This window comes from Streptococcus sp. A34, assembly GCF_043674115.1.
In the GTDB taxonomy this organism is placed as follows: domain Bacteria; phylum Bacillota; class Bacilli; order Lactobacillales; family Streptococcaceae; genus Streptococcus; species Streptococcus suis_V.
This window is the reverse complement of the sequence record NZ_JBIMJM010000001.1, coordinates 111,513-135,184: the sequence shown is the minus strand read 5'-3', so window position 1 is coordinate 135,184 and position 23,672 is coordinate 111,513. Positions and strand designations below refer to the sequence as shown.

Annotated in this window: 23 protein-coding genes and 1 tRNA gene; 1 reads left to right on the top strand and 23 read right to left on the bottom strand. The window is 42.5% G+C overall.

Going from position 1 to position 23,672, the window contains the following annotated elements; translation table 11 throughout:
- Positions 1 to 107: 107 nt before the first annotated feature.
- Both ACHBGV_RS00680 and ACHBGV_RS00675 read right to left on the bottom strand, forming a co-directional pair.
- Complete coding sequence (locus ACHBGV_RS00680) at positions 108 to 1,103, bottom strand: DUF4767 domain-containing protein (protein WP_105122651.1); 996 nt, start codon at positions 1,101 to 1,103, stop codon at positions 108 to 110.
- 10 nt (positions 1,104 to 1,113) lie between these two features.
- Entirely contained in the window at positions 1,114 to 2,235 is a 1,122-nt protein-coding gene (locus ACHBGV_RS00675; protein ID WP_125265944.1) for a DUF6287 domain-containing protein, read from the bottom strand.
- A gap of 174 nt (positions 2,236 to 2,409) precedes the next feature.
- On the opposite strand from ACHBGV_RS00675, the gene ACHBGV_RS00670 reads away from it, so the two are divergent.
- A tRNA-Cys gene (locus ACHBGV_RS00670) sits at positions 2,410 to 2,480 on the top strand.
- A 307-nt stretch (positions 2,481 to 2,787) separates the two neighbouring features.
- Here ACHBGV_RS00670 and ACHBGV_RS00665 read toward each other — a convergent pair.
- From ACHBGV_RS00665 to ACHBGV_RS00565, 21 genes are all read right to left on the bottom strand, one after another.
- Positions 2,788 to 3,648, bottom strand: coding sequence for a helix-turn-helix domain-containing protein (locus ACHBGV_RS00665; RefSeq protein WP_172066925.1), 861 nt, complete (start codon positions 3,646 to 3,648; stop codon positions 2,788 to 2,790).
- Between the two features lie 22 nt (positions 3,649 to 3,670).
- A complete protein-coding gene (locus ACHBGV_RS00660) occupies positions 3,671 to 4,069 on the bottom strand; it encodes a Mini-ribonuclease 3 (RefSeq protein ID WP_105122649.1) in 399 nt (132 codons plus the stop codon).
- Positions 4,062 to 5,405, bottom strand: a complete 1,344-nt coding sequence (gene cysS, locus ACHBGV_RS00655) for a cysteine--tRNA ligase (protein ID WP_105122648.1) — start codon at positions 5,403 to 5,405, stop codon at positions 4,062 to 4,064. The genes ACHBGV_RS00660 and cysS overlap by 8 nt, the downstream gene beginning before the upstream one ends.
- Before the next feature lie 10 nt (positions 5,406 to 5,415).
- Positions 5,416 to 5,601 carry a hypothetical protein gene (locus tag ACHBGV_RS00650; RefSeq protein WP_024418656.1) on the bottom strand — a complete coding sequence of 62 codons (186 nt, stop codon included), beginning with the start codon at positions 5,599 to 5,601 and terminating at the stop codon, positions 5,416 to 5,418.
- Complete coding sequence (locus ACHBGV_RS00645) at positions 5,595 to 6,368, bottom strand: nucleoside phosphorylase (RefSeq protein WP_105111385.1); 774 nt, start codon at positions 6,366 to 6,368, stop codon at positions 5,595 to 5,597. Before ACHBGV_RS00645 ends, ACHBGV_RS00650 begins: the two co-directional genes overlap by 7 nt.
- A 1-nt stretch (position 6,369) precedes the next feature.
- Entirely contained in the window at positions 6,370 to 7,230 is an 861-nt protein-coding gene (locus ACHBGV_RS00640; RefSeq protein WP_105111386.1) for a GNAT family N-acetyltransferase, read from the bottom strand.
- A gap of 55 nt (positions 7,231 to 7,285) precedes the next feature.
- Positions 7,286 to 7,903, bottom strand: a complete 618-nt coding sequence (gene cysE / locus ACHBGV_RS00635) for a serine O-acetyltransferase (protein WP_099832434.1) — start codon at positions 7,901 to 7,903, stop codon at positions 7,286 to 7,288.
- 53 nt (positions 7,904 to 7,956) lie between these two features.
- Complete coding sequence (gene pnp, locus ACHBGV_RS00630; RefSeq protein WP_394735424.1) at positions 7,957 to 10,176, bottom strand: polyribonucleotide nucleotidyltransferase; 2,220 nt, start codon at positions 10,174 to 10,176, stop codon at positions 7,957 to 7,959.
- Between the two features lie 400 nt (positions 10,177 to 10,576).
- Positions 10,577 to 10,846 (bottom strand): 30S ribosomal protein S15, encoded by a 270-nt coding sequence (gene rpsO / locus ACHBGV_RS00625; RefSeq protein WP_002938849.1) that lies wholly within the window; start codon positions 10,844 to 10,846, stop codon positions 10,577 to 10,579.
- A 195-nt stretch (positions 10,847 to 11,041) separates the two neighbouring features.
- Positions 11,042 to 12,319 (bottom strand): uracil-xanthine permease family protein, encoded by a 1,278-nt coding sequence (locus ACHBGV_RS00620; protein WP_394735423.1) that lies wholly within the window; start codon positions 12,317 to 12,319, stop codon positions 11,042 to 11,044.
- 242 nt (positions 12,320 to 12,561) lie between these two features.
- Positions 12,562 to 14,457 (bottom strand): DUF262 domain-containing protein, encoded by a 1,896-nt coding sequence (locus tag ACHBGV_RS00615; protein ID WP_172021109.1) that lies wholly within the window; start codon positions 14,455 to 14,457, stop codon positions 12,562 to 12,564.
- Positions 14,454 to 15,743 carry a DUF262 domain-containing protein gene (locus ACHBGV_RS00610; RefSeq protein WP_105120193.1) on the bottom strand — a complete coding sequence of 430 codons (1,290 nt, stop codon included), beginning with the start codon at positions 15,741 to 15,743 and terminating at the stop codon, positions 14,454 to 14,456. The genes ACHBGV_RS00615 and ACHBGV_RS00610 overlap by 4 nt, the downstream gene beginning before the upstream one ends.
- Positions 15,744 to 15,960: 217 nt before the next feature.
- Entirely contained in the window at positions 15,961 to 16,911 is a 951-nt protein-coding gene (locus tag ACHBGV_RS00605; protein ID WP_105120194.1) for a YafY family protein, read from the bottom strand.
- Positions 16,912 to 16,944: 33 nt separating this feature from the next.
- The gene (locus tag ACHBGV_RS00600) at positions 16,945 to 17,475 is read right to left on the bottom strand and encodes a hypothetical protein (RefSeq protein WP_105206536.1); all 531 of its coding nucleotides are present in this window, start codon (positions 17,473 to 17,475) and stop codon (positions 16,945 to 16,947) included.
- A gap of 16 nt (positions 17,476 to 17,491) precedes the next feature.
- Positions 17,492 to 18,844, bottom strand: a complete 1,353-nt coding sequence (locus tag ACHBGV_RS00595; protein ID WP_394735422.1) for an AAA family ATPase — start codon at positions 18,842 to 18,844, stop codon at positions 17,492 to 17,494.
- 65 nt (positions 18,845 to 18,909) lie between these two features.
- Positions 18,910 to 19,353 (bottom strand): hypothetical protein, encoded by a 444-nt coding sequence (locus ACHBGV_RS00590; RefSeq protein ID WP_394735421.1) that lies wholly within the window; start codon positions 19,351 to 19,353, stop codon positions 18,910 to 18,912.
- Positions 19,354 to 19,609: 256 nt separating this feature from the next.
- Entirely contained in the window at positions 19,610 to 20,119 is a 510-nt protein-coding gene (locus tag ACHBGV_RS00585) for a hypothetical protein (protein ID WP_394735420.1), read from the bottom strand.
- An 82-nt stretch (positions 20,120 to 20,201) separates the two neighbouring features.
- Positions 20,202 to 20,963 (bottom strand): nuclear transport factor 2 family protein, encoded by a 762-nt coding sequence (locus ACHBGV_RS00580; RefSeq protein WP_394735419.1) that lies wholly within the window; start codon positions 20,961 to 20,963, stop codon positions 20,202 to 20,204.
- Positions 20,964 to 20,972: 9 nt separating this feature from the next.
- Positions 20,973 to 22,487, bottom strand: a complete 1,515-nt coding sequence (locus ACHBGV_RS00575) for an ABC transporter permease/substrate-binding protein (protein ID WP_394735418.1) — start codon at positions 22,485 to 22,487, stop codon at positions 20,973 to 20,975.
- Positions 22,487 to 23,218: an ATP-binding cassette domain-containing protein gene (locus tag ACHBGV_RS00570; RefSeq protein WP_394735417.1), complete on the bottom strand. Its 732-nt coding sequence runs from the start codon at positions 23,216 to 23,218 to the stop codon at positions 22,487 to 22,489. Before ACHBGV_RS00570 ends, ACHBGV_RS00575 begins: the two co-directional genes overlap by 1 nt.
- Complete coding sequence (locus ACHBGV_RS00565; protein ID WP_394735416.1) at positions 23,211 to 23,660, bottom strand: MarR family winged helix-turn-helix transcriptional regulator; 450 nt, start codon at positions 23,658 to 23,660, stop codon at positions 23,211 to 23,213. Before ACHBGV_RS00565 ends, ACHBGV_RS00570 begins: the two co-directional genes overlap by 8 nt.
- Positions 23,661 to 23,672 lie beyond the last annotated feature (12 nt).

Here is a 23,672-nt window from a genome sequence, read left to right as displayed (position 1 = left end):
TTCTGTTGATGTTATGCAGTTTTCTCAAAGTAACTTCTGAAAGAAAGAGAACTAGAACTTACTTTGAGAATTTACCAAAATCTGAACGCTAACCTTGACTCCTAACCCTATTCAAAATAGATATCTGCAACAACAGAATAAGACCCCGCAGCAACATCCATTCTTTCTAACTGACCATTGGCATTGACACGGTAAAAGGCTGCTACAGAGGAAACACTCCTATCCGCTCTAGTTGCCAGCATATTAGGGCTATTATGGTCTTCTCTTACCTCAATATAGACCAAGCCATCCGAAGATTGCGCATTGGTAACCACTTGGGCTAGAAAATCCGCTTTGGTAAAAGGAGCCCCGTAACGAGAAGCTGCATGTGCCTTGGCCCAATTAGCTGCTTGTTCGACTGTCAAGTTCTTGGTGTCTACTGAAGACTGAGTAGCCGTCGCTGAACTGGTTTCAGTCGCTGCAATCGAACTACCATCGAGAACCAAGTTTTCAAAGAAGGCTTGTAATTCCTGGTTTTTGGTTGGTCGGAAATACAAACGTTTTTCTGGATTGCCCTGATTTTGCTCGGTAATCCAAGCAATACCTTGACCATCCTTGATAGTAAAGAGATAGAGGTGGGCTAATTGGGATTTTGATGCTTCAATATCTGAATAGATTCCGACCACGGCTGTCTGCCCCGCTCCAACTTGACCGTTCTCGCTCCAAACCAATTCCGGAGCCTCCCCTTGAAAATCGGGTGTCATTTGCTGACCAGGACCACTTAGAACCCCTGACGGCAAGCTCACCCCAAAAAAGCTTCCCTCATTTCTTGGATGATAGGATAAATAGTACTGAGGTGGCGAGAAGGATGGTCCCCATTGTTCAATCACGAAATTCCTTAACGCCTCTGTCTTATCAGCATCCCAGGGACCAGCCTGGCTACTTGAACTACTGGTCGTGGAACTTGTAGTTGATGTACTGAAACTCGTGCTTGTCGAGCTAGAACGAGAAGATGAAGTCGACGAAGAGGTTGAGGTCGCCTCCTGTTTCTGATGACCACATGCCACCAATAAGCCAACACTAGCCCCCAAAAGCAATCCCAAAATGAGTCTATTCTTTTTCATTCCGTCTCTCCTAATCGTCTACTCGATAAAAGACACCTTTACTAAAGTCTTCAGTCGTCGTAACACTTTGCGTACTGAACATCCTATCCTTGCTGGTGTCCGTCTGATCGCTATGCCCTTCTAAAAATCCATAGGTATTCTGCACTCCTTTTGGAATCAATAAGGTCGGTACACTAGCAGAGGCCCGACCATTCGGATCGGTAATACTTACAATTAGGATAGCCCCTTCAACTTTATGATATTTTAAATCAATAAAGCCAACAAATTGACCATCATTATAAGAGACATTTCCTTGACTGTCAATCTCCATCCGATCACCACGCGCATTGACCCATTCACCTTCCAAGCTAGCAAAATTTCCAGCTTGGATTTGTTCCAAATTCATGGACTGGACTCCATCGGTTTGGTCGGAACTACTCGTTTCTGTTTCTGTTCTGTCAATCTCAAATTCTTCCCAATCAAATTGATTAGGATTTAGAATGTCTGACTCTGTCTTTCCAAAAACGGAAACCAATTCATCTCTCATATGAAAATCGATCGGAGTGCCTTCTATCAATTGACCCATTTCATCAATCCGATTCAGTGTACCGACAGCCTCGCCTGTTCCTGAATACCATCCGTAACTCACATATTCCCCACCTTGGAAGAGAACCAGGGCACTTCGTGCACCACCGTGTCCAGCCACAAAACCTTCGGCTAACAATGATACCTGGTCAGCAATTATCCCATAAAAACCCGTCACAAACATAGAGCCATCTGGATTTTCTGACCCGAAAAATAATTCATTTTGACCATCGTTATTGAAATCATAAAAGGCATATCTAATGGAGTCCGACGTATTTATTGCACTTTCCACCACCCAAGAATTCATCGGAAACTGAAGTTCATTCAATACCGTTAGCACACCATCTACATTACTTGAATCAGCTGTAGCTGCAAATTCCACGATTTTCTGATAGTCAGCAAAGACCGCCTGATACAACTCTTTATCGTCTATCTTTAGCTCACTTGAACTGGTAGAACTTTCCTGACTTGTCGAAGAAGAGTTCTCTGTTTCAGCCGGAATGTTGGATTGAGCACAAGCCGATAAAGTCATCAAGCATACCAGACCTAGTAAAAAATGTTTTTTCATTCTAACCCCCAAAATAAAATATGCACCGACAAAAGATCGAAATCTTTTGTTAAACTCTCGGACTCTCTACATACGACATACTTCCAAACGCCAATTTCCTTTTTCAATAATATCTAAATATTGATTTTACCACTTGACCCTTTTCGCTTTTTAAGGTACAATATTCTTTGTTATGGCGGTATAGCCAAGTGGTAAGGCACGGCTCTGCAAAAGCTTGATCGTCGGTTCAAATCCGTCTACCGCCTTTATTATAGGATTTTATCCGAATTTATACAAGTCAAAAGCTCGATTTTTCGGGCTTTTTTGATTTTTTATTCGGTTAAATTCGGTTAAGTTTGGTAAAGTTGGTGGGCAAATGGTGGGCAAATTTTTCTTTGATTTATTAAAATGACTCTATTTACTCGTGCCATTTATCCCCAATCGACTTATACACAAAAAGCCCTCGGATTTCTCCAGAAGGCTCAATTCAACATACAATGATAGCGGTTGGGCGGCGCATCCAACATCTCAGGTACCCTCACAGGTGCGTCAGGATTCTTTCTGACCTCGTCATCATCCCAATACCTGGCTCTCCACTATATAGTATAGGAGCGCCAAATCCGTCAATTCCCTCAGCTGCAAGCCTGTCAATTCGAACCATTTGTCCAATCGGTACAGCAAGGTATTCCTATGAACAAACAAACTTTGCGCCGCCTTGGTCAACACTGCACCATTGTCCCAAAGTGCACGAATCACATCTTCCATCTCATGTTTCGCAATCATATCCGATAAAATGCGCATGACCGCCTTGTCCTTAGCCTCATCCAAAAAGAACAATTGACTAAAGGTTAAAAAGCTAGCAGAAAGATTCTTTTGCATCCAACTACGGAATAAATCCATTTCAGCCCTTATGGCATCTGGCCACCATTCTTGAACCTGACCCGGCCAAATTTGCCCCAGAAAAGCAGTCATCTTTATGCCAAAGTCATATTCCATGACTCCAATTGTATCTCTGAGAATCTCCTGATAGTCAATAAAAGGACGCTGGTCCATGATAAATACAAAATAATCCGATGCTGAGGCATAGTGACTAACCAAATTCGGTAACAAGGTTTCCATGAATTCTAACCAGGCCTGCACAACCTCCTCGCTGGGATTGGACCATAACTTTATTTGAAGGACCTGCAACTGCCCAACCGAAGTCGGAATCGGACCTTGCCCATCAAAAAAATCTTGCCACGGAGCACGAGGAATATTGTCCTGATTTTCCTGCAGAAGTTCCAACAAATAGCGCTCTCTATCTGTCAGACTGTTTAATTCTAGATTCAAGAAAAACCGTTCTCCCAAGCTCAAACTAGCCATCCCCTCCCTTTTCTGAGGAGAATCAGCAAGTGATGCCGTCGGAAAATATTGCTTTAACTTATTCTTATCCACACTTGCCTCCATGAAATAGTCCCTAGTCACTCTCCACCTGCGCGATACACCAAGCCACCAGCTCCTCCAGGCGCTCCAACTGATCGGTCATGTGCAGGTATCCCAAAACCGCCTCGAAACCTGTGGACATTCGATAAGTGACCACATCTGCGTTCTTGGCCTTGGTGTGACTGTTGGTATTGCGGCCCCGTTTGTAGATTTCTTCCTCTTTTTCGGTCAATAGCTGAGCTTCTAAGAGGGAGGAGATCAGGCTTGCCTGTGCCTTGGCCGAGACATATTTGTTGGCCTCTCCGTGCAGTTTGTTGGGTTTGGTCAGCCCCTTGAAAATCAAGTGCCGTCTGATATACATGGAATAGACAGCATCCCCTTCAAATGCCAGGGCAATGCCGTTGATGAGATTGACATCTACTGCCTTAGTCACGTGTCCACCTCACACCATCCTTGGTATCCAAGAGCTTGATTCCCTGGGATGCCAGTTCATCACGAATACGGTCAGCCGTCGCAAAGTCCCGATTGGCACGCGCTGCTTGACGCTCTTCTATCAAGGCTTCAATCTCGCTGTCCAAGACTTCTTCTTCAAAGACAATACCAAAGACGGCGAGCATCTTGCCAAAGGCTTCTTTTACAGCTTCATCGTAATTGCCTGAGTTGATCCATTTGGCAAAGTCAAAGATAGCCGTAATCCCATTTGCCGCATTGAAATCATCATCCATTGCCGCTTCAAAGGCCGCCAGATGTAATTCAAGAGCTGACTTATCCACAGAGTTTTGCATAGGTTGTGTATAAGTATTTTTCAGATATTTGAGATTGATTTCCGCATCTGAAATCGCCTTTTCTGTATAGTTAAGCGGACGACGGTAGTGCTGGGTAGATAGGAAGAATCGCAAGACCTGACCATCAATTTGTTCCAACATATCATGTGCTGTCAGGAAATTGCCCAAGGACTTGGACATCTTCTCATCATTGATGTTGAGCATGGCATTGTGCATCCAGTAGTTGGAAAAGGTTTGACCTGTCTTGCACTCTGACTGGGCAATCTCATTGGTATGGTGAGGAAATTCCAAGTCCGCACCACCACCGTGAATATCAATGGTAGCTCCCAAAATCTCTGTCGCCATGACCGAGCACTCAATATGCCAACCTGGACGGCCTGCTCCCCAAGGACTTTCCCAAGATACTTCACCTGGCTTGGCAGTTTTCCACAGGGCAAAGTCGAAAGGATGTTCTTTCAGCTGACCTTCTCCCTCAACCCGGCCAGAAGCCCCAGCCTCCAAGTCAGACAGGGTTTTGTTGGCCAAACGAGCATAGTTTTCAGCCTTTTCCACACGGAAATAAACATCTCCAGAAGCTTCATAGGCGTAACCCTTATCAATCAAGACCTGCACAAAAGCAATGATTTCATCCATATAGTCGATTACCCGAGGGTTTTTGGTAGCTCGCTTGACACCTAACTTTGCCACATCTTCCTTGAAGGCTGCGATAAATTTATCAGACAGTTCCTTGGTTGTCATACCAGCTTCATTAGCAGCTTTGATAATCTTGTCATCCACATCCGTAAAGTTTGAAATGTAGGTCACATCATAGCCACGGTATTCAAAATAGCGACGGATGGTGTCAAAAGCCACGACACTACGGGCATTACCGATATGGATATAGTTGTAAACCGTCGGACCGCAAACATACATCTTAACCTTACCCTCTTCCAAGGGCACAAAGTCACGCAGACTGCGGGTCATGGTATCGTAAATTTTAATCATAGTTTCTCCATTACTTCTGAGTATTCTTTAGGACTTGATACTTTTGATACAATTTTACTAGCCAATAAGCTGTCGCGGCCAACCAAATCATCCCTAGCTGCCAGTTTCCTTGGGAAAATTTAAGGATAAATAGAATTGTTCCACCGATGGCGGTCAACACATAAGGCCAGTTTTGTCTTACTAATTTTTTTAACATGATCTACTTTCTAATGTTCTTGCAATGGCCATGGCCACTTCAAAGAAGGTCATACTGTCAACCGTCCGTTCTTCCCGACGGGCATCCCATTCATTCTTGTGGTGGTCCACATAGTCCGCCGTGTAGAAAAACTGATAGACCTTGGCCTGACGATAATTGGCCCAAGCCATGATAGCAGAAGCCTCCATATCGACGACCATAGCACCAGCCGCTAGGCGGCGTTTGACCTTGGCAGCCGTTTCCCGATAGAAAGCGTCCGTGGTCCAGGTCTTGGCCCACACGTATTCGATTCCTGCTTGGTCCAAGGCCTTTTCCATGGTCAATAGCAGAGCAGGGTCATAGCTGATTTCCTCGCTAGCAGGAGCGTAATGGTAGCTAGTTCCCTCATCCCGAAGAGCGGATCTAGGAAGAATAATCTTATCCGCAGCAAGCGACTTATCCAGCACCCCACAAGAACCCAGAACGATAAAATTCTCAAAGCCACAGGCTTTCAGTTCCTCCAAGTGACCAACCGCCATGGGAGCACCGATTACTGCCAACATGACCGCAACCTGCAGTCCATCTCTTTCCAAAATATACCAAGGATGACGACCATTTAGGGTCTGTAAATGACCACCTTCTCTGCTCTCAGGTAGCTGACGGACACGATCTACAATTTCCCCATTGAAGGAGAAAATCATGGTCTCACATACCTCACCGCCACCACGGATAGCCTTATCCGTCGGTTCAATAACAGCAGAGGTATTTTCAAATTCTTCTAATAGCATCTCAACCTTCTTTCGGGTCTAAGTAGACCACTTGTGTCTGCTTTGTAAAACCGATATTTTCATACAGCCGCTTAGCGATGAGGTTATCATCTTCGACGGCGATTTGAAAAGGTTTGTCGTTTTTCCTGATAAGGTCATTGATGACAGCTTTGACTAAGTAAGTGCCGTAACCTTTTTGTTGCTGGTCTGGTGCAATAGCTAAACCGTAAAGGTAGTTATCATCGGTCGATATATCTACTGTGCAAGAACCGATAACCGCTCCGCTATGTTCCAAAAGATAAAGTAAACTATCCTCATCCGCAATGGCTTCACGCACGTAGCGGAGCGCCACCTCATAGTCGTTACCGAATGCCGCAGTCTTACAGCGTGCAATGTCGTCTGCATGGTGAGCCTGTGCCAAACTCACTGTGAGTTCAGCCTGTTGCGAGAACTGATAAGGCTCTCGCTCACGTCCCAGCCATGTCTCAGTATCCGTATCTTCTACCAAGTTCCATGCTGGCGCAAGGTCTGGGTGCTTATCCAGAAATACACGTTCGGTCTGAAAGGTCACACTAGCGATAGGATAGTTAGCCGTCTTCATCTGGTAGCAATCATAGAGCTTACGTGCCAGACCCTGTCTGCGGTAGTCTGGGTGCACGATAATCGCAAGCTCCACATCCTCATCATCGGCATACACAGTCAAGAGCCCCACCAACTGTTGGTCTTGGTAGGCCAAGAAAAAAGCTGGCATTTCAGGGGCAAAGTTGAGCATATTTGACAGGTAAGGGTCACGATAGGTTCCGTCATGGGATTGTACAGTGCTTATCAGAGTTTTTGCTGCAGATAACTGCTGGGAATTTAGGACATTAGTGGCTATTATCATGCTTATTTTTCCTCTCTATGGCTAACTCACATAGAACTTACCGTATGTGGCTTTCCTACAAATGCGACGAATGGTGGCTAGCTTCTCGTAATTCTGCAAGCTTAATCGTGTAGTGTTCACGACCACCTTCCATGTCATGAATGACCTTCTCATCTTTTTGACCATGAACACGGACGATTTTAGCCGGCATACCGACCACTGTCACATCTGCTGGAACATCGGCTAGGACAACGGCAGCTGCACCCACTTTAGCATTTTCCCCAATCTCAATAGGGCCAATGACTTGGGCGTGGGCAGAAACCAGAGCCCCTTTTCGCACAGTCGGATGGCGTTTGCCACAATCCTTACCCGTACCACCAAGCGTCACCCCGTGGTAAAGCATGACACCTGATTCAATAATGGCGGTCTCTCCGATAACCAAACCAGCTCCGTGGTCAATGAAGACCCCTGAAGCAATCTCAGCACCTGGATGAATTTCAATATTGGTCCAAAAACGCCAAAATTGGCTGTGCATCCTAGCTAGTAATTTAAAGCCTTTTTTCCACATCCAGTGGGACAGACGGTGGGCAGCCAAGGCCTTGACACCTGGGTAGGTCAAAAGAACTTCCAAGGTCGTCCGTGCTGCCGGATCTTTTTCTTTTACAATCTCAATGGTGTCCTTCCACCAACCCATAGTCACTCCTTCTAGCGAGAAGACAAGCCCGCTACCGAACTTGTCTACTCAGCTTATTTCTTTTCAACCTTGTGGAATTTGAATTCGCCAAAGTTGTTGTCTTTTTTCTCTTTGTGGTCTCTTGGACGGCGAGGTTTGTCAGAACGCTCGCGTTTTTCTGGCTCCACATAACCTTCTGGTTTTGGAAGAAGAGCCTTCATAGAAGCGTCAATACGTCCTTTATCATCAATCTTGATAACTTTGACATCAACAATATCACCAATTTCAACCAAATCTTCTGGTTTATTGACACGGGTCCAAGCCATTTCAGAAACGTGAACCAAGGCATCTGTCTTGTCAAAGAGGTTGACAAAGGCACCGAATTTCTCCAAACGAACGACTTTTGCTTGGAAGACTTCGTCCACTTTTGCCTCGCGAACAAGACCTGCGATGATTTCTTTGGTCCGCTCAATCGCATCACGATCTGGTGAGAAGATAGCCACAAGACCGTCTTCGTCAATATCGATTTTCACGCCAGTTTCTGCAATAATCTTATCAATAGTTTCGCCACCCTTACCGATGACAATCTTGATCTTATCTACATCAATCTTAATCGTGTCAATCTTCGGTGCAGTTGGTGCCAAGTCAGGACGAACTTCTGGGATAGTTGCTTCGATGACATCAAGGATTTCAAAGCGTGCCTTCTTAGCCTGTGCCAAGGCTTCTTCCAAGATTTGCGGTGTGATCCCGTCAATCTTGATGTCCATCTGAAGAGCTGTGATACCATCACGGGTACCAGCTACCTTGAAGTCCATGTCGCCGAAGTGATCCTCAAGACCTTGAATATCGGTCAAGACGGTGTAGTTGGTACCGTCTGAAATCAGACCCATGGCAATCCCTGCAACTGGTGCCTTGATTGGCACACCTCCTGCCATGAGGGCAAGGGTACCAGCTGTGATAGAAGCCTGTGAAGAAGAGCCGTTTGATTCCAAAACTTCTGCTACCAAGCGAATCGCGTAAGGGAAGTCTTCCAAGCTAGGCAATACTTGCTCAAGGGCACGCTCACCAAGGGCTCCGTGACCAATTTCACGACGACCTGGTGCTCCATAACGACCAGTTGAGCCGACTGAATATTGTGGGAAATTGTAGTGGTGCAAGAAACGTTTCTTGTACTCATCATCCAAACCGTCGATGATTTGTGTTTCACCCATTGGAGCCAAGGTCAAGACAGAAAGAGCTTGCGTTTGACCACGGGTAAAGAGGCCTGAGCCGTGAACGTTTGGCAAGAAGTCCACTTCTGCATCTAGCGGACGAATTTCATCGACACGGCGACCGTCTGGGCGGACCTTGTCCTCTGTAATCAAACGACGAACCTCTGCGTGCTCCATGAGCTCCAAGATTTCATGAACGTCACGCATGATGCGGTCAAATTCTTCGTGTTCAGCGTATTTCTCTTCGTAGGCTGCGATGACCGCTTCACGTACCGCATTGGTCGCATCTTCACGGGCCAATTTTTCTTCAACCTGCACCGCTTTTTTCAAATCATCATTGTAAGCTGCAACAATCTCAGCCTGCAATTCTGGGTCCACTTGCAGAAGTTCCACATCTGCTTTTTCCTTGCCGACTGCTGCTACGATTTGGTTTTGGAAGTCAAGAAGTTCTTGGATGGCCGCATGACCTTTCAAGAGGGCTTCCAACATGATGTCTTCTGACAATTCTTTGGCACCAGACTCTACCATGTTGATGGCGTCTTTGTTACCAGCCACTGTCAAGTCAAGGAGGGACGCTTCCATCTGAGCCTTGTCAGGGTTGATGATGAGTTCACCATTGACATAGCCGACCTGCACACCTGCGATTGGGCCGTTGAATGGGATGTCTGAGATTGCCAATGCCAATGATGAACCAAACATGGCTGCCATTGGAGCAGAAGCATCTGGATCGTAAGAAAGCACTGTGTTGATGACTTGGACTTCGTTACGGAAACCTTCCGCAAACATTGGACGGATTGGACGGTCAATCAAACGAGCAGTCAAGGTCGCATCAGTTGATGGACGGCCTTCACGCTTCATCCAGCCACCTGGGAATTTCCCTGCGGCGTACATTTTCTCTTCATAGTTGACTTGGAGCGGGAAGAAATCACCCGTCGCCATTTTCTTGGACATAACTGCCGCAGTCAATACTGTTGAATCACCATAGCGAACGACCACCGCACCGTTGGCTTGTTTGGCAACCTGGCCAGTTTCAACGACCAATTTCTTACCAGCAAAAACCGTTTCAAATACCTGTTTTGACATGAATTGTCTCCTATTTTTCTGAAATTTTTCTTGCGTGTTTTCTACAAAAGACAATCAAACAGGCTTGTTTCACTCTCTTTTGCACAAAACCACGCATACCTCATATTTTATCATATTTGAAGGAAAATGTGGGAAATTGAGAAAGCAATTTCTGCTAAAATAAGATGAAAAACGAATGAGTAACTCAAAAAAGAGAAATTGAAGCAGAAATCAATACCTTGCACAGCCTAAAAACTCGGAAAAAAGAAAAGGGAACAACAAAAAAAGAACCTGAAAAACAGGTTCTATCTGAATTGAACTTCGGCTAGAAGCTGTGCGAAATAGATAAATTTTCTGACAAGTAAACTTGTTGCAAAAATTTCCTAATTTCGCTTTGCTTCTCACGCCTCCGTATCTTATATTAACGACGGAGTCCGAGTGAGTGAATCAATTCACGGTAACGGTTTACGTCTGTGCGGCGTAGGTATGCCAACAAGTTACGACGGCGACCGATTTTTTTCATCAAACCACGGTAAGTTGCGTGGTCTTTTTTGTGTTGTTTGATGTGGTCGTTAAGGTGGTTGATTTCCCAAGTAAGTACTGCTACTTGTACTTCAACTGAACCTGTGTCGCCTTCATGACGAGCATATTGTGCCATGATTTCATTTTTTTTCTCTTTTGAGATTGCCATGATATGTTCTCCTTTGTTTTTGAGCCTAATCCGAGTGACAGGTTGGCGACCTGTAACCAAGAAAAAGCTAGATTTGTCCTTCTGGACCTCATTTATTCTATCAAGGATTGTCTTTTTTGTCAACTGATTTGAGAAATAGGTGAGTTGCTCTGCTATTTTCAAAAAAAGCCAGCTTTTGCTGACTTTCACTTTATCTTATTCTGACTTTTCCGCCTTTGGCAAAATGAGGTTGAGGACGATGCCGACAATGGCTGAGAGGGCTGTACCTGAAAGGGTGAGGGCACCGATGTTGAGAACTGCACCACCGAGGCCCAATACCAGCATCGAACTTGCGATAATCAAGTTGCGGACTTGACCAAAGTCAACACGGCTTTCAATCAAAACTTTCAAACCGTTTGAGGCGATAACACCGTAGAGCAAGATAGACATGCCACCAAGTACAGCACTTGGAATGGTGGAGATAAGGGCTGTAAATTTACCCAAGAATGAGAAGGCAATGGCAATCAAGGCGGCGTTACGGATAACGGATACTGATGCAATGCGGGTCATACCGATAACCCCTGTGTTCTCACCATAAGTCGTGTTAGCAGGTCCGCCGATAAAGGCAGATACAGCAGTCGCCACACCATCACCAATCAAGGTACGGCTGAGACCTGGGTCTTTCAAGAACTGGCGGCCACAGATTTGGCTGAGAACCGTATGATCTCCGATATGCTCTGCGATGGTTACAACTGCGATTGGCAAAATGGCAATCATTTCTGGACCGAAGTAGAAATTGTAGGATTTGAAAGTTCCTGTTTCAAATGGTAGGTAGAAACCTGGTAATTCAAACCAAGCCGCTTCCAAAACGGGTGTAAAGTCAACCAGGCCAAGGAAGATGGCAATCACATAACCACCTATAATGGCAATCAAGAAAGGAACAATCTTGGCGAAGCCTTTCCCTTTGGTATTGACAAAAGCAGCAATCAAGAAGGTCGCGATCGCCGCTACGACATTTCTCCAGTCACCGTCTGCGACAAAGCCTGCCGAAGTCACAGCAGAGTTGGCGAGACCCAGACCGATAACGATAATCATAGGTCCGATAACAACTGGTGGCAAGAGACTGTCAATCCACTTAGTGCCGATAACTTTAACAAGCGCAGCAATCAGCACATAAATCAAACCAACGAAGAGAATGCCTGTCTGAGCTGCCGACACATCGCCGCCCATTTCCTTGATGGCAAGGGCCATAGCTGAGATGTAGGCAAAGGATGAGCCCAGGTAAACCGGCACCTTGAACTGCGTCGCCACTTGGTAAATCAAGGTTCCAACACCTGATGCGAAGAGGGCAACGGACACGGGCATACCGAGAATCAGCGGCACCAAGATTGTCGCACCAAACATAGCGAACACGTGCTGGAAACTCAACAAAATCCCTTGAAGCGGGGCTGGTTTCTCATGGACATCAAACAAAAGATTGGCTTTTGTACTCATAAATCTCCCATTCTGGGTACACAAAAAGACCCAGACTTTCTAAATATACATAGTCATAGGCCCTTAATAATTTTTCCTGTTGTCTTTCTCACCTCACGGGATGAGTTTAAAAACCTACGCTTTTGGTATTGTAACACAAAGAGATCGTTTTTGGCAAGGAATTTTGTAAATTTTTATTTTTCTTGGAGACAAGACTAGCGAACATATGAGGAATAAACTGAAATTCAAAACTTCTGAAAAAATCAAATGTTTTTCGTGCTTTCAAAAAATTCCTTAACTAACGTTAAAATCTTGTCCTCATGCCCCCTGATTACCTCACTATTCCAATTGTCATCCGAATTTCCAGTAAGTTTAGCCATCCATTGCAGTTTTAGACTTTGGTTTCCAAATATCTTTTCCCATTGGCTATACTTGGCCTGAGGTCTAGAGTTCCCAAACTTCGAATTTTGACTGTCCGTGATAATACAAAGGTTTCCGAAAGAATGAAGCAGACTATCAGACATTCTTAACATCCCACTATCTTCAAAATTTGGATTCTGAGGATACCAATGTTCAACGGAACGACGATAAGTAAATCTAAAATTCCTTGAATCAAAAAAGTACTCCTGTAGATTATTTTGATTTTTCCATAAGACATAATCAATAAAATTGAAAGCATAGATAGGCATATTCGGGTAGCATCTAAATTCTTGACCATCTTCTGTAAATAACCGTCCTTCAGCATATCGAACTGCCAACGCTTCGAGAAAAATTACAAACTGGTGTCCAAATGCTTCATCTTGCAAATGCTCAACATTCTCGAATAGATAGACCAAAGTCTCATATAGCCAACGACTATCTCGATTTGATGTAAAGGTCACTGCAAACATAGACTGGAGCATAATAATGGTATCATTCACTGCTTTATCTGGAAAAGTATTATTCTCGAAATGTTCTTCTACAAAGTAATCTGTATTTTTCCGATTGTCTCTTTGATACTCATAGTAAGTACCTTTGCTAAGAAACCAGTCGTTTTTTGACCGCCTTGATGTATCTTCGCTTGCGTTTCTAATAACATAGTTATCAAATAGGTGTCTGATGCTTAATAAAGTTTCCGAGAAGTAAATGACCCAATCCCTTCCTTTTTCACTTACCATAAAAACATCAAGTAGTTTCTTATCATCTAATTGAACATCTTGTGGGGGAATATTTTCAATAATAGAAACAGTGTACAAGAGTAACGTTTCAAAGTTAATAACGGTTGTATATTTTCCAGTCTCTTTATCGTCCACGATATCATCAAATACCAATGAACTTGAATCTTCTAGGGTATCTAATATACTTTTTTTTGAACTATTTGTGTTATCAATAAATCGATAGATATTGGCTAATTTATAATTTGAAAAATGCCAACCAAAAATGTTTTCTCTTTCTTTAAACGTTTCCTTTCTTTTCTTTCTCATTTGAAATGCTTTAACTACCGGTTCTTCGAAATCTGCACAGGCATCCCAGATCTTAGCAAACTTAGCAGCTTCTTCATCATCAAGCTTCGCCATCAATTGAGCCTTAATAATTTCATGAGCTTCCAATTGCTCCCCTCTTGAATTAAACCGCTCAAAATAAAGATTCAAATCTAAGTCATTAGGTAGCATATTTCTAAAAATAATGACGTGTTGAAAGAGGTACTCAGCATATACTGTCGCTTCCATTTTAAACTGTTCGGACAGAATTTTATTGAGTGCTAATTTTGTGTTTTGGTAACCTCTAATAATCTCATCCATATTCTCAAATTCAGCATTGCTATTCTCAAATAACTGCTGCAAAGATGCATTGGACTGCTTACGCGCTTCAAAATTTAAGAGTTTCAAGTCAGGGATTTGAATGTGATACTCATTTCTCAAAACCAATGCCAACAAAGTCAAAGCTGTTGTTCTCTGTTGTCCATCAATAATATGGTACATATTTCCTTTTTGATGAACAACCAGTGTTCCGATATAATAATCAGGACGTTTTTCACGTTCGTTGTAAGCATCTGCTATGTCAATAAGCAATTGCTCAATCTCATCATATGTCCATGAAAAATTTCGCTGATAAAGAGGAACAATGTATTCATCTTCAGTCAGAAGTTTTGTAACTGTCAAAGTAGCTGCCTTAGTCATTTATTAAGCTCCTCTTCTTCAAGAATTTTCTCCAAGGTAAAATGTTCAAATTGATCACGATTGATTTTCTGCAAAAAATCGCTTGGTGTACTAGCATGATGTAATAGCTGAAATAATTTTTGAACTGTACGCCGTTGAAAAATGCCACCCGCAGCATAATTGGCTAAAGTGCTATCATAAATGGCACGCGCTTTTATACGTGGATAATAGGCCCATATAAAAATTGTTTCAACAATATCTTTATCTAAAGCTCCCTGACCAAACCTATCCACAAAAAGCAATACTAGATTATCGAATAAATTACGATTCCGGTTATAACGTTTTTTAGTAGAATGTATAATCTTTAGCATTTTGGAATCTAGACAGAGGCTTTCAAACCAAGTTTCTCTATTTTGAATCATTTTATGTGACTGATTAATGTAAGAGAAAAAGTACTCTCCATCAATAATGGGCATCGTCAAAGAAATCGGATAATCAATATTATGTTCTTTTAATAGTCTAAAGAGATTCAAATAAGGGTAATCGTTATGATGTAAACTGACACCTTTAAAATCATCGATAAAATCTTCTGTAAAGCGAAGGTATGAACCCTGACGACGTTTAGTCAACCCAGTTTCACCAATTGACCACCGTCGCACTCTAAAAAGATATTGGTTAAATAAATCTTTTAAATTGACCTTTTCGTCTGTAACAATTTTTTCCCAATTTTCAATCAAACCTTCACTGATTTCAGAGGCATTTCTCAAATGATAGGCTTTAAGCAGGTCGTGTGGCTCTAGAGCTTTTCCCCGATTATTTTGAGAATCAAAAAGTTGGAAAGCTTCTGATAATCGATCATGTGGCATTGTAATAACAGCAATTTCACAATTTTTAAGAAGAAAGTCACATACTTTTTGAGCCTTTTCGTCATCTAGGTCAATCAGTACTTTCCACTCTTCAAAATTTTCCTTAGCATGTTGACACGAAACCACGTCAAATTTTTGACTCAGTAACTGCTGAGCACCGATATAGTCACTCAACTTCCCTAAAGCCTGTAAAAATAAGGCAATAGAAATAGTCCGCTGTTGTCCATCAACAATATCTAAAGTTTGTTTTTTATCGTGTAAAATAAGAGAACCAACTTGATAAATGTCCTTTTTAGAGTCTATAACTTCTTTGACATCATAGAATAAGTGGCGAATGTGTTTACGTTGCCATTTATAAGGGCGTTGATAATTTGGGATATGGAGCCTATTGTCCTTCAACAGTTCCTCTAACGTCATATGCCTCAAAGTAATATCAGTCATTCTACTTATTCTCCTATTTTTTCTCTACACTTGCATTCGGAATCATTTTCGCATGCATTTCCGCAGCTGTTTTATCGTAAAACGGTCCTGCAATCGTATTTCCAAATTGATCTACCACAATCCATTCTTGCATATACTTCCCCTCCTTTCAATCAAGAGTTATAGTACTGATACAACCATTCTAATACACAGAGTGGACAAATAGTGTCCCCTATATCTAATTTTTATAGTTTTCCTGCATATTTTTGAGGAAATGTTTCATATCTTCTACAAGCGAAGTCGGGGAAAGCACAGTCAGTGCATCTGCCTGACTCAGCAACCAACGTTTTAAGCCTGGTGTATCTTGACTTACAAATTCAATGATGTTGCCTTCGGAGTTGATTTCGATAATCTTTGCTGTCGGAAATTGATCCAAGACAATGGTTGGATCGTAGCTAAATTTGACTCTTATAGTTATTTCTCGCCCCATAAAAGAATCCACGCGCTTATTCCGTACCTCACCATCTCGAAACTTTTTGCCATAAGAAATAGCTGGCTTCTTCTCAGTCGAAAGTTTCCATTCTAAAATCCGATCTAACTTTAAAGTCATATAGGATGAATGTTTTAGATTATAAGCTACAAGGTAAAAGTAATGACTATCGTAGTAGAGTGACACAGGAAAGACTGTGTGTTTCTTTTCTACATTGTAGGGAGATTGGTAGCGAATATCTAATACCAATTCCTTACGAATGGCCTCTGACCATTCCCAAATCTTATCAATTCTGTTTTGAGTATCTGAAAGCGGGGCATAGTTTAAGAGTTCACTGGCGATAATGGCAGAAATTTCTTTCTGCTCATCTTTCGATACCAGAGCAAACAAGCTATCTAAAACAGCCTTATTTTCTTCCTTATTCAAAGCACGATTTTCTAGCAAAATCTTAGAAATGGTTAGAATTTCCTTTTTGTTAAAAAGTGATTTCCCTTTCAAAAAGCGAGTATGGTACTTGGAATCATAGGCTAACTCTGCTGCAATCATCGGCTGACTTTCGATAAATCCTCCTAGAAGGGCAAAATCTCTCTGAATTGTCTTCTCACTGACTCCAAATTCATCTGCCAACTGTGACTTTTTCAGATGTGCTCCTGATTGTAAACGTAAAAATATGGTAAGCAATCTTTCTTGGTCGTTCATATAAACCTCAATTCTAACAAGATTATACCACTCTTAACAAGTCAAATTCAATAAATTTCCTTGGTAAAGAATCTTGCTTAATGAGTCGTTTGAATTATCAAACTCACAACCTGTTACCAGTAATTTTCCGCCTGTTTCTAGATAACTTTCCAAAATTCTTGCCAACTTCTTCTGAATCGCATCGGTACTATTATAAAATTCTTCAATATTTTCAATCATCACAACATCAAATTCTTCTAGAAAATGAACATTTTGTACTATTTCTATAGCCAAACTGACTCCGACTACTCTTTTCACCTTCCTATTCATCTCTCGATAGTAAAATTCTATGTGGTCAACAAAGCTCCTTCTGATGTGATCAACATCTGAAATAATATATAAAAGTTGTCCGATATAGCTCTTTTGTGTGATTCCAAAAAAATCACTCACTTCCCGATTGATACTGTCAAAAGAGCTTCTCACCTTGGTATCCGAGTCCAAATTTCTGTATAGTAAATCTATAAATATTTCTAAAATTTCCATATCATTAAACACAGCGTTTTCTTTCAAACCATTGTTACTCATGTGCAATTCCTTTCTTCTATCCCTGTAATCCAAAACCTATTAGCCGTTGAGTTGATTCCAACTCTGATAATTCTTGAATGGCATTTTTAATATCAGCTTCTATTACGACATTCATCTCTGTTTCTTCTAAGGTCCTATTGCCTATCTTTTCCATCACCCGAGTTGCCTGTTGATACAAGATAGCTTCTATTAATTTACGAACATAGCGTCCATTACCAAAATGTTCATTTCTAAAACGACTCAAAAAGTGCGAGCGCAATGCACTCTCACAGCTCGATTCAATGGAATAGCCCTTATTACTCAACATTATTCTAAAAATTTCATAGAGTTCATCCACGGAATAATCTTCAAAATGAATGATGTTTGAAATTCTAGATTGTAATCCCGGATTCGTATCTATAAAATTGTGCATCAAATCTTTATAACCGGCAAAAATAACAACTAGCTCATTACGACGATTTTCCATTTCTTGAATAATGGTGGGTATAGCTTCATTGGCAAAATCTCTTTCACTCCGTGGAATCAGACTGTAAGCTTCATCGATAAACAGTACACCACCACTTGCACTATCAAATACCTTTTTTATTTTTGGCGCTGTTTGACCAACATATTCCCCAATAAGGTCTGCTCTTCCCACCTCTACTATCTTGTTTTCTGCGATCAATCCATGTTCATATAGGATTTCTGTATAAAGACGAGCTACCTCTGTCTTACCCGTCCCGGGATTTCCTGTGAATAACAAGTGCCCGTTACTTTCCTCGACATGATAACCTCTTTCTTTCCTAAGTTTCGATAGCTGTTCAAAAGCAACTTGTTGTCTGATCAATTTTTTGACAGATTGAAGACCAATCATTTGATTCAGCCTCTTCTCAGCTTGGCCACATTTGCTTTTAGATTGTTCCTTTTGCAAACTAAAGTGACCCAGATCCAGCAATCCATTTTCTTGACAATAATTGGTTGCCACCGCATATTCATGGATTCTCTGAACCATTCGTCGAATATCTTTTGCGTTGTTGAGATTTGAAGCCTTTTCTACATACTCCCTAACAATTTTCTTGTCTATACTAATTCGTCTTTTTGCTAATAGTTGAATAGCAATTTCAACCAGTTCGTCATTTGTATAAGGAGGAAACTCGATTCTATTTACATTATAGTATTCCTCCTGTAATTCCATTTCTATTTTTTTAGCTTCTTCAGTCGATTGAGCAATTAGAATACAAATATTATTCTCCTTCTTTGTATTGATATTAGCGAAAAGTTCTAATTTAGGACGAGCCCTTGCTTTAAAATAGTCATAAATCACTGGAAATTGCTTTTCATCAGTCTTGGGAAGAAAGTATTCGCTACAATGAGTATCAACTGCTTGCAAGTCGAACAAGCGTTCTAAATATTGTAGAGCATATTTTCGCCCACTGCCTTTTTGACCATTGAAAATTAAAAAAACGGCTCTTTCGTATGCGATTCTAAATCGTTTGATTGATAGTCTAAATAGTTTATAAGATGCTGAATGCTATTTTTAAAGTCGCTGAGTCCAATCATATTTTCTGACAACACATCTGCATTCGGAGTAAGACCTTGCTTATTTTCCTTTGATTGCTTCAATAAGAAATAACCAAATTCTCCCAACTGTTCACGTCCAACTTTGTCAATAAAATCATCCTCAGTTATTGAAGAATAGCCTTCTAAATAGACATCCACTTCCCAAAGTGACTGAACCTTTTTTGCTATTTCTCGTTTTGTATTTGCAGCTCCCGTTACAATAAATAAATCTTCTTTTTCCTTCAAAAAATACATCCAATTATTTTCTTGTGCGAAAGATTCACTCGGTCGCTCTAGTTGCTGTACATCTCCCATTAGTTTTATGTGATAATAGTTCATCTTTACACCTCTATTCTGATATTCTCAATAAGAAGTATATAAAAATAGATGGACAAAATATGTCCATCTTCGCTTATTATTAAACTTAAGTATTATTCCACCCTACTTTATTTTCAGTGTAGCCTGGCTCAAGAGCAATACCACTGCTTAGAATTCCTTCAGTAAGACACAGACAACACACTGTCCCGTTCATTCTCTCAATAGAAGAAGACCTGCATTAGATTTTCAAAAAATAAATATATCCAAACAAATCTCCCTACTCCACACTCTTAATCCGTTTCTTAATCTTCTGACTAAACTCAATCATCCTCCGCTTTTCTTCTGGCCAGATTTTGGTCACACGGTCCACGGCAATAATAAACACAATGACCACCGCATAGTCTTTGGCACTATCAATCACACCTAGGTTTTCCAAAATAGTCAAGAGCAGGTAAAAGCTAAACAAGATGGTCCGTTTGGGCAGAGCCATCAGGAATTCAACTCCAGCCTTGTAGCCCAGATAAATCTGCCGATTGAGCCCTCTGGCTTTTTCCAAACGACGATTTAGAAAGGAACGGATACGACTATAAAACCAATCGGACGTAAAAAAGAGGGACTGAATGGCGATAGCAATAAGCGCCAGATTGTTAGCATGTTTTTCAGTCATACCAGACACTCTGGCAATGATGTAAGTCCAATCCCCGTTATCAATCCACATCCAAATTGAAAGATAAACAACAGCACCTGCCACCACAATCAAGGGAAGAGCACGAAGGTATTTAAGCATGAGCAACTACTCCACTATCTTTTTTTCTATTATCAACCAAGAAACCAAACAAGTCAAGAAAAAAGAAGGAGACATCCCCCTCTTAAAACTTCCCTAGATTGGTCAAGTCTTTTTTGTCTGGCATAACTTCCTTGTTGTCCCAATGCTCGACAATTTTTCCGTCATTGAGGCGGTAGATGCCAAAGTGGGCGTAATCCTGACCTGCAATCCAGACTTTTGAATAAGCCACCACATAGTTACCCTGTCCCATCACCTTGAAGACAAAGTCGTAGTTGACTTGATTGTCGACAAGATAGTCCTTATTGGCCACACCGCCTTGGGCAATCTCTTGGTTGTGCTGAATCAGGTCCGCTGCCACATAGTCGTCAAACTTGTCGATTTCCCCATTTTGAAGGACATCGACCAAGAAACGACGGACAATTTTCTTGTTGTCCTCGGTCTTGTCTAGGTCTGTCAACTCAAAGTCGGCATAAATCGGGTCTGTTTGGCCAATGTTTTTTGGATAGGCATCAATAACATCCCAATGCTCGACGATACGGCCGTTTTCATCTGAACGGAAAATGTCCGCCGTCACCCACTCATCCTCACCGTCATTGAGTTTCTGGTGGACATGGACAAAGACAAAATTCCCGTCTTCAATGGCACGAACAATATTTATTTCCCGCTTGGGATTGCGTTTGAAAAAGTCCTCAAAGAAAGCCGCAAAGCCCTCTTTCTCATCAGGCACACCCGTACTGTGCTGGGTGTAAGTAGCACCCATATAGTTTTCATGGACTTCCTTGATTTCCCCGTCGCGAATGCCACGGAGGTAAAGATTTTTAGCATTTTCTAGTTGATGTGACATGATTTTCTCCTATTTTAGTAGATTTTCTTTCTCGAGGTATTCCCTCGCCACTTGCTCTGCCGACTTGCCTTCCACATCGACCGCATAGTTCATCTGGGTCATTTCCTCGGTCGAGATTTTGCCTGAAAGAACCCCCAAAACTTGCTCCAACTCGGGATAGTTCTCTAAGGTTTCTTTGGTCAATAGCGGAGCGGCCTGATAGGGTGGGAAAAGCTCTTTGTCGTCTTCCAGGATTTTCAGCTTGTAAGTGACCACCTTGCTATCTGTCGAGAAGGCCTCGACAATCTGTACATCTCCGTTTTTAATGGCTTCGTAGCGAAGGGCAGGCTCCATGGTTTTAACAGTAAGATTGAGCCCGTACAGATTGGTCAGACCGACATTCCCGTCCTCACGATCATTAAACTCCAAAGAGAAGCCTGCGACAGCTGTCTGCCGCACTTTTGCCAAATCCGAAATCTTTTCAAGACCATGATCTTGAGCATAGTCTTCCATCACCGCCAAGGCAAAGGTATTTTGAAAATCCGTCGGAGCCAAATAAACCAAATTATCCTGCTCCAAAATCGCCTCCTTGGCGTAGCTGTAAACCTCCTCAGGATTGTTGGACAGATCAGACGGTGGACTAGTCAAAAGAGTGGTCGTAATGGTGCCAGTGTACTCAGGGTAAATATCAATCGAGCCTGATTTGAGGGCTTCATAGAGGAAGCTGGTCTTGCCAAAGTTTGGCTGCAGCTCCACATCGATATCTGTTTGATCTTCAATCAAGAGCTTGTACATATTGATAAGAATTTCAGGCTCTGCCCCTAGTTTCCCAGCGATGACTAGCTTTTTCGATGACGATTGGTTGAGCGGAACATAGCTAGCTCCGACTGCCAAAAGTGTCACTAAGAGAGCCACCAGAATGGTACGAGGCTTCTTGTCCTGCAAGAACTTGATGACCGAGCCAAAGAGGACTGCCAAGACTGCCGACGACACCGCCCCAATCAAAATCAGAGCCGAGTCATTGCGGTCAATTCCCAAGAGGATAAAAGAACCCAGACCACCTGCACCAACCAAGGCAGCAAGCGTTGCCGTCCCGATAATCATAATGGACGCCGTCCGAATGCCAGACATGAGAATGGGCATGGCCAGAGCCAGCTGGAACTTACGCAGTTTTTCCAGCTTGGTCATCCCAAAAGCCGTCGCAGCCTCTTCCAGCGAAGGATCGATTTCCGAAAGTCCGGTCAAAGTCCCCTGTAAAATGGGGAAAATGGCATAAATAACCAGAGCCACCACCGCAGGCAACGTGCCAATCCCCATAAAGGGAATGAAAAGTCCCAAGAGTGCCAAGGAGGGAATGGTCTGGAAAACGCCTGTCACCTGCAAGCTCCACTCGGTCAGCTTTTTCTTGTTAGACAAGACCAAGCCCAGTGGCACCGCAATGGCAATAGCGATAATTAAGGCCAGAAGGGAAATCCGCAGGTGCTCAAAGAGAGCTGTCAGCCAGTCTGACTTGCGTTCTAGAAAGGTTGTTACCAACTGATCCATTAGGCACCTCCCCGATTTTTCATAAATTCAACAACAAAGTCATTAGCAGGCTGGTTGCGAAGCTCATCAGGCGTGCCCAACTGGACCACCTCACCTGCCTTCATCAAACAGATACGGTCTGCCAGCTTAACCGCCTCGTCCATATCATGCGTCACGAAAACCGTTGTCATCTTGAATTCTTCATGCAAGTCCTTGATCAAGTCCTGCAACTGCCCCTTGCTGATCGGGTCCAAGGCTGAGAACGGCTCGTCCATAAGCAAGACCTTAGGATTGGCAATAATAGCTCGCAAAATGCCTATTCGCTGCTTTTCTCCCCCAGACAAGTCCTTGGGCAGACGGTCCAGGTAGCTGTCTGGATCCAAGCCCACCTTAGTTAAAAGTTCTCTTGTTTTTTTCAAGGTTTCATCCTTGCCCAAACCTTTCATTTCAGGAATAAGAGCGATATTTTCAGCCACGGTCATGTTAGGAAAAAGGGCAATCTGCTGAAGGACATAGCCTGTTTCCAACCGCAAATCACGTAGGTTAAAATCCTTGAGCCGCTTGCCCTGAAAGAGAATGTCCCCATCTGTCTGCTCAATTAGGCGGTTAATCAATTTCAACGTGGTTGTTTTTCCGCTCCCGCTTGGTCCAATCAAAACAAAGAATTCTCCCTCTTGAATGTCAAAGGTCAAATTTTTCAAGATTGGCCCGCTGACCTTACAGGTCAAGGATACATTTTGGTAATCAATCATCATTTTCACCTTTTAACAAGTCTGTCAAGCCCTGGCTATATCGCTCGGTCAGCTCTAGCAAGCGTTCCTGGTCTTCCAAGCTGAGCTGGGACAGGGCTGTTTTTTCAGCTTCTTCCAAGGGATCTAAAATCTGACTGGCAAACTGCTTACCTGCTTCTGTCAATTTGACCTTCTTATGCCGTTTGTCTGCTGAATTTTCCTCTAGAAAGACCAAACCTTTTTCCTGGAATTTCTTAATGGTGGCATTGACCACTTGCTTACTAGAGTAAGTCTTCTTACTGACCAAATTCTGTGTCAAACCTCCGGGATTATAATAAAGCCACATAAGGATCGATAGGCACTTGCCGTTGAGGCTCTGCCGCCGTGCATAACCCTCGTAAAGCCCGACCTGCTGGTCAAAGATACGGGCCAAGTTCTTACTCCGCTGTCTCAATTCTGTCATCGTCGCTCTGCT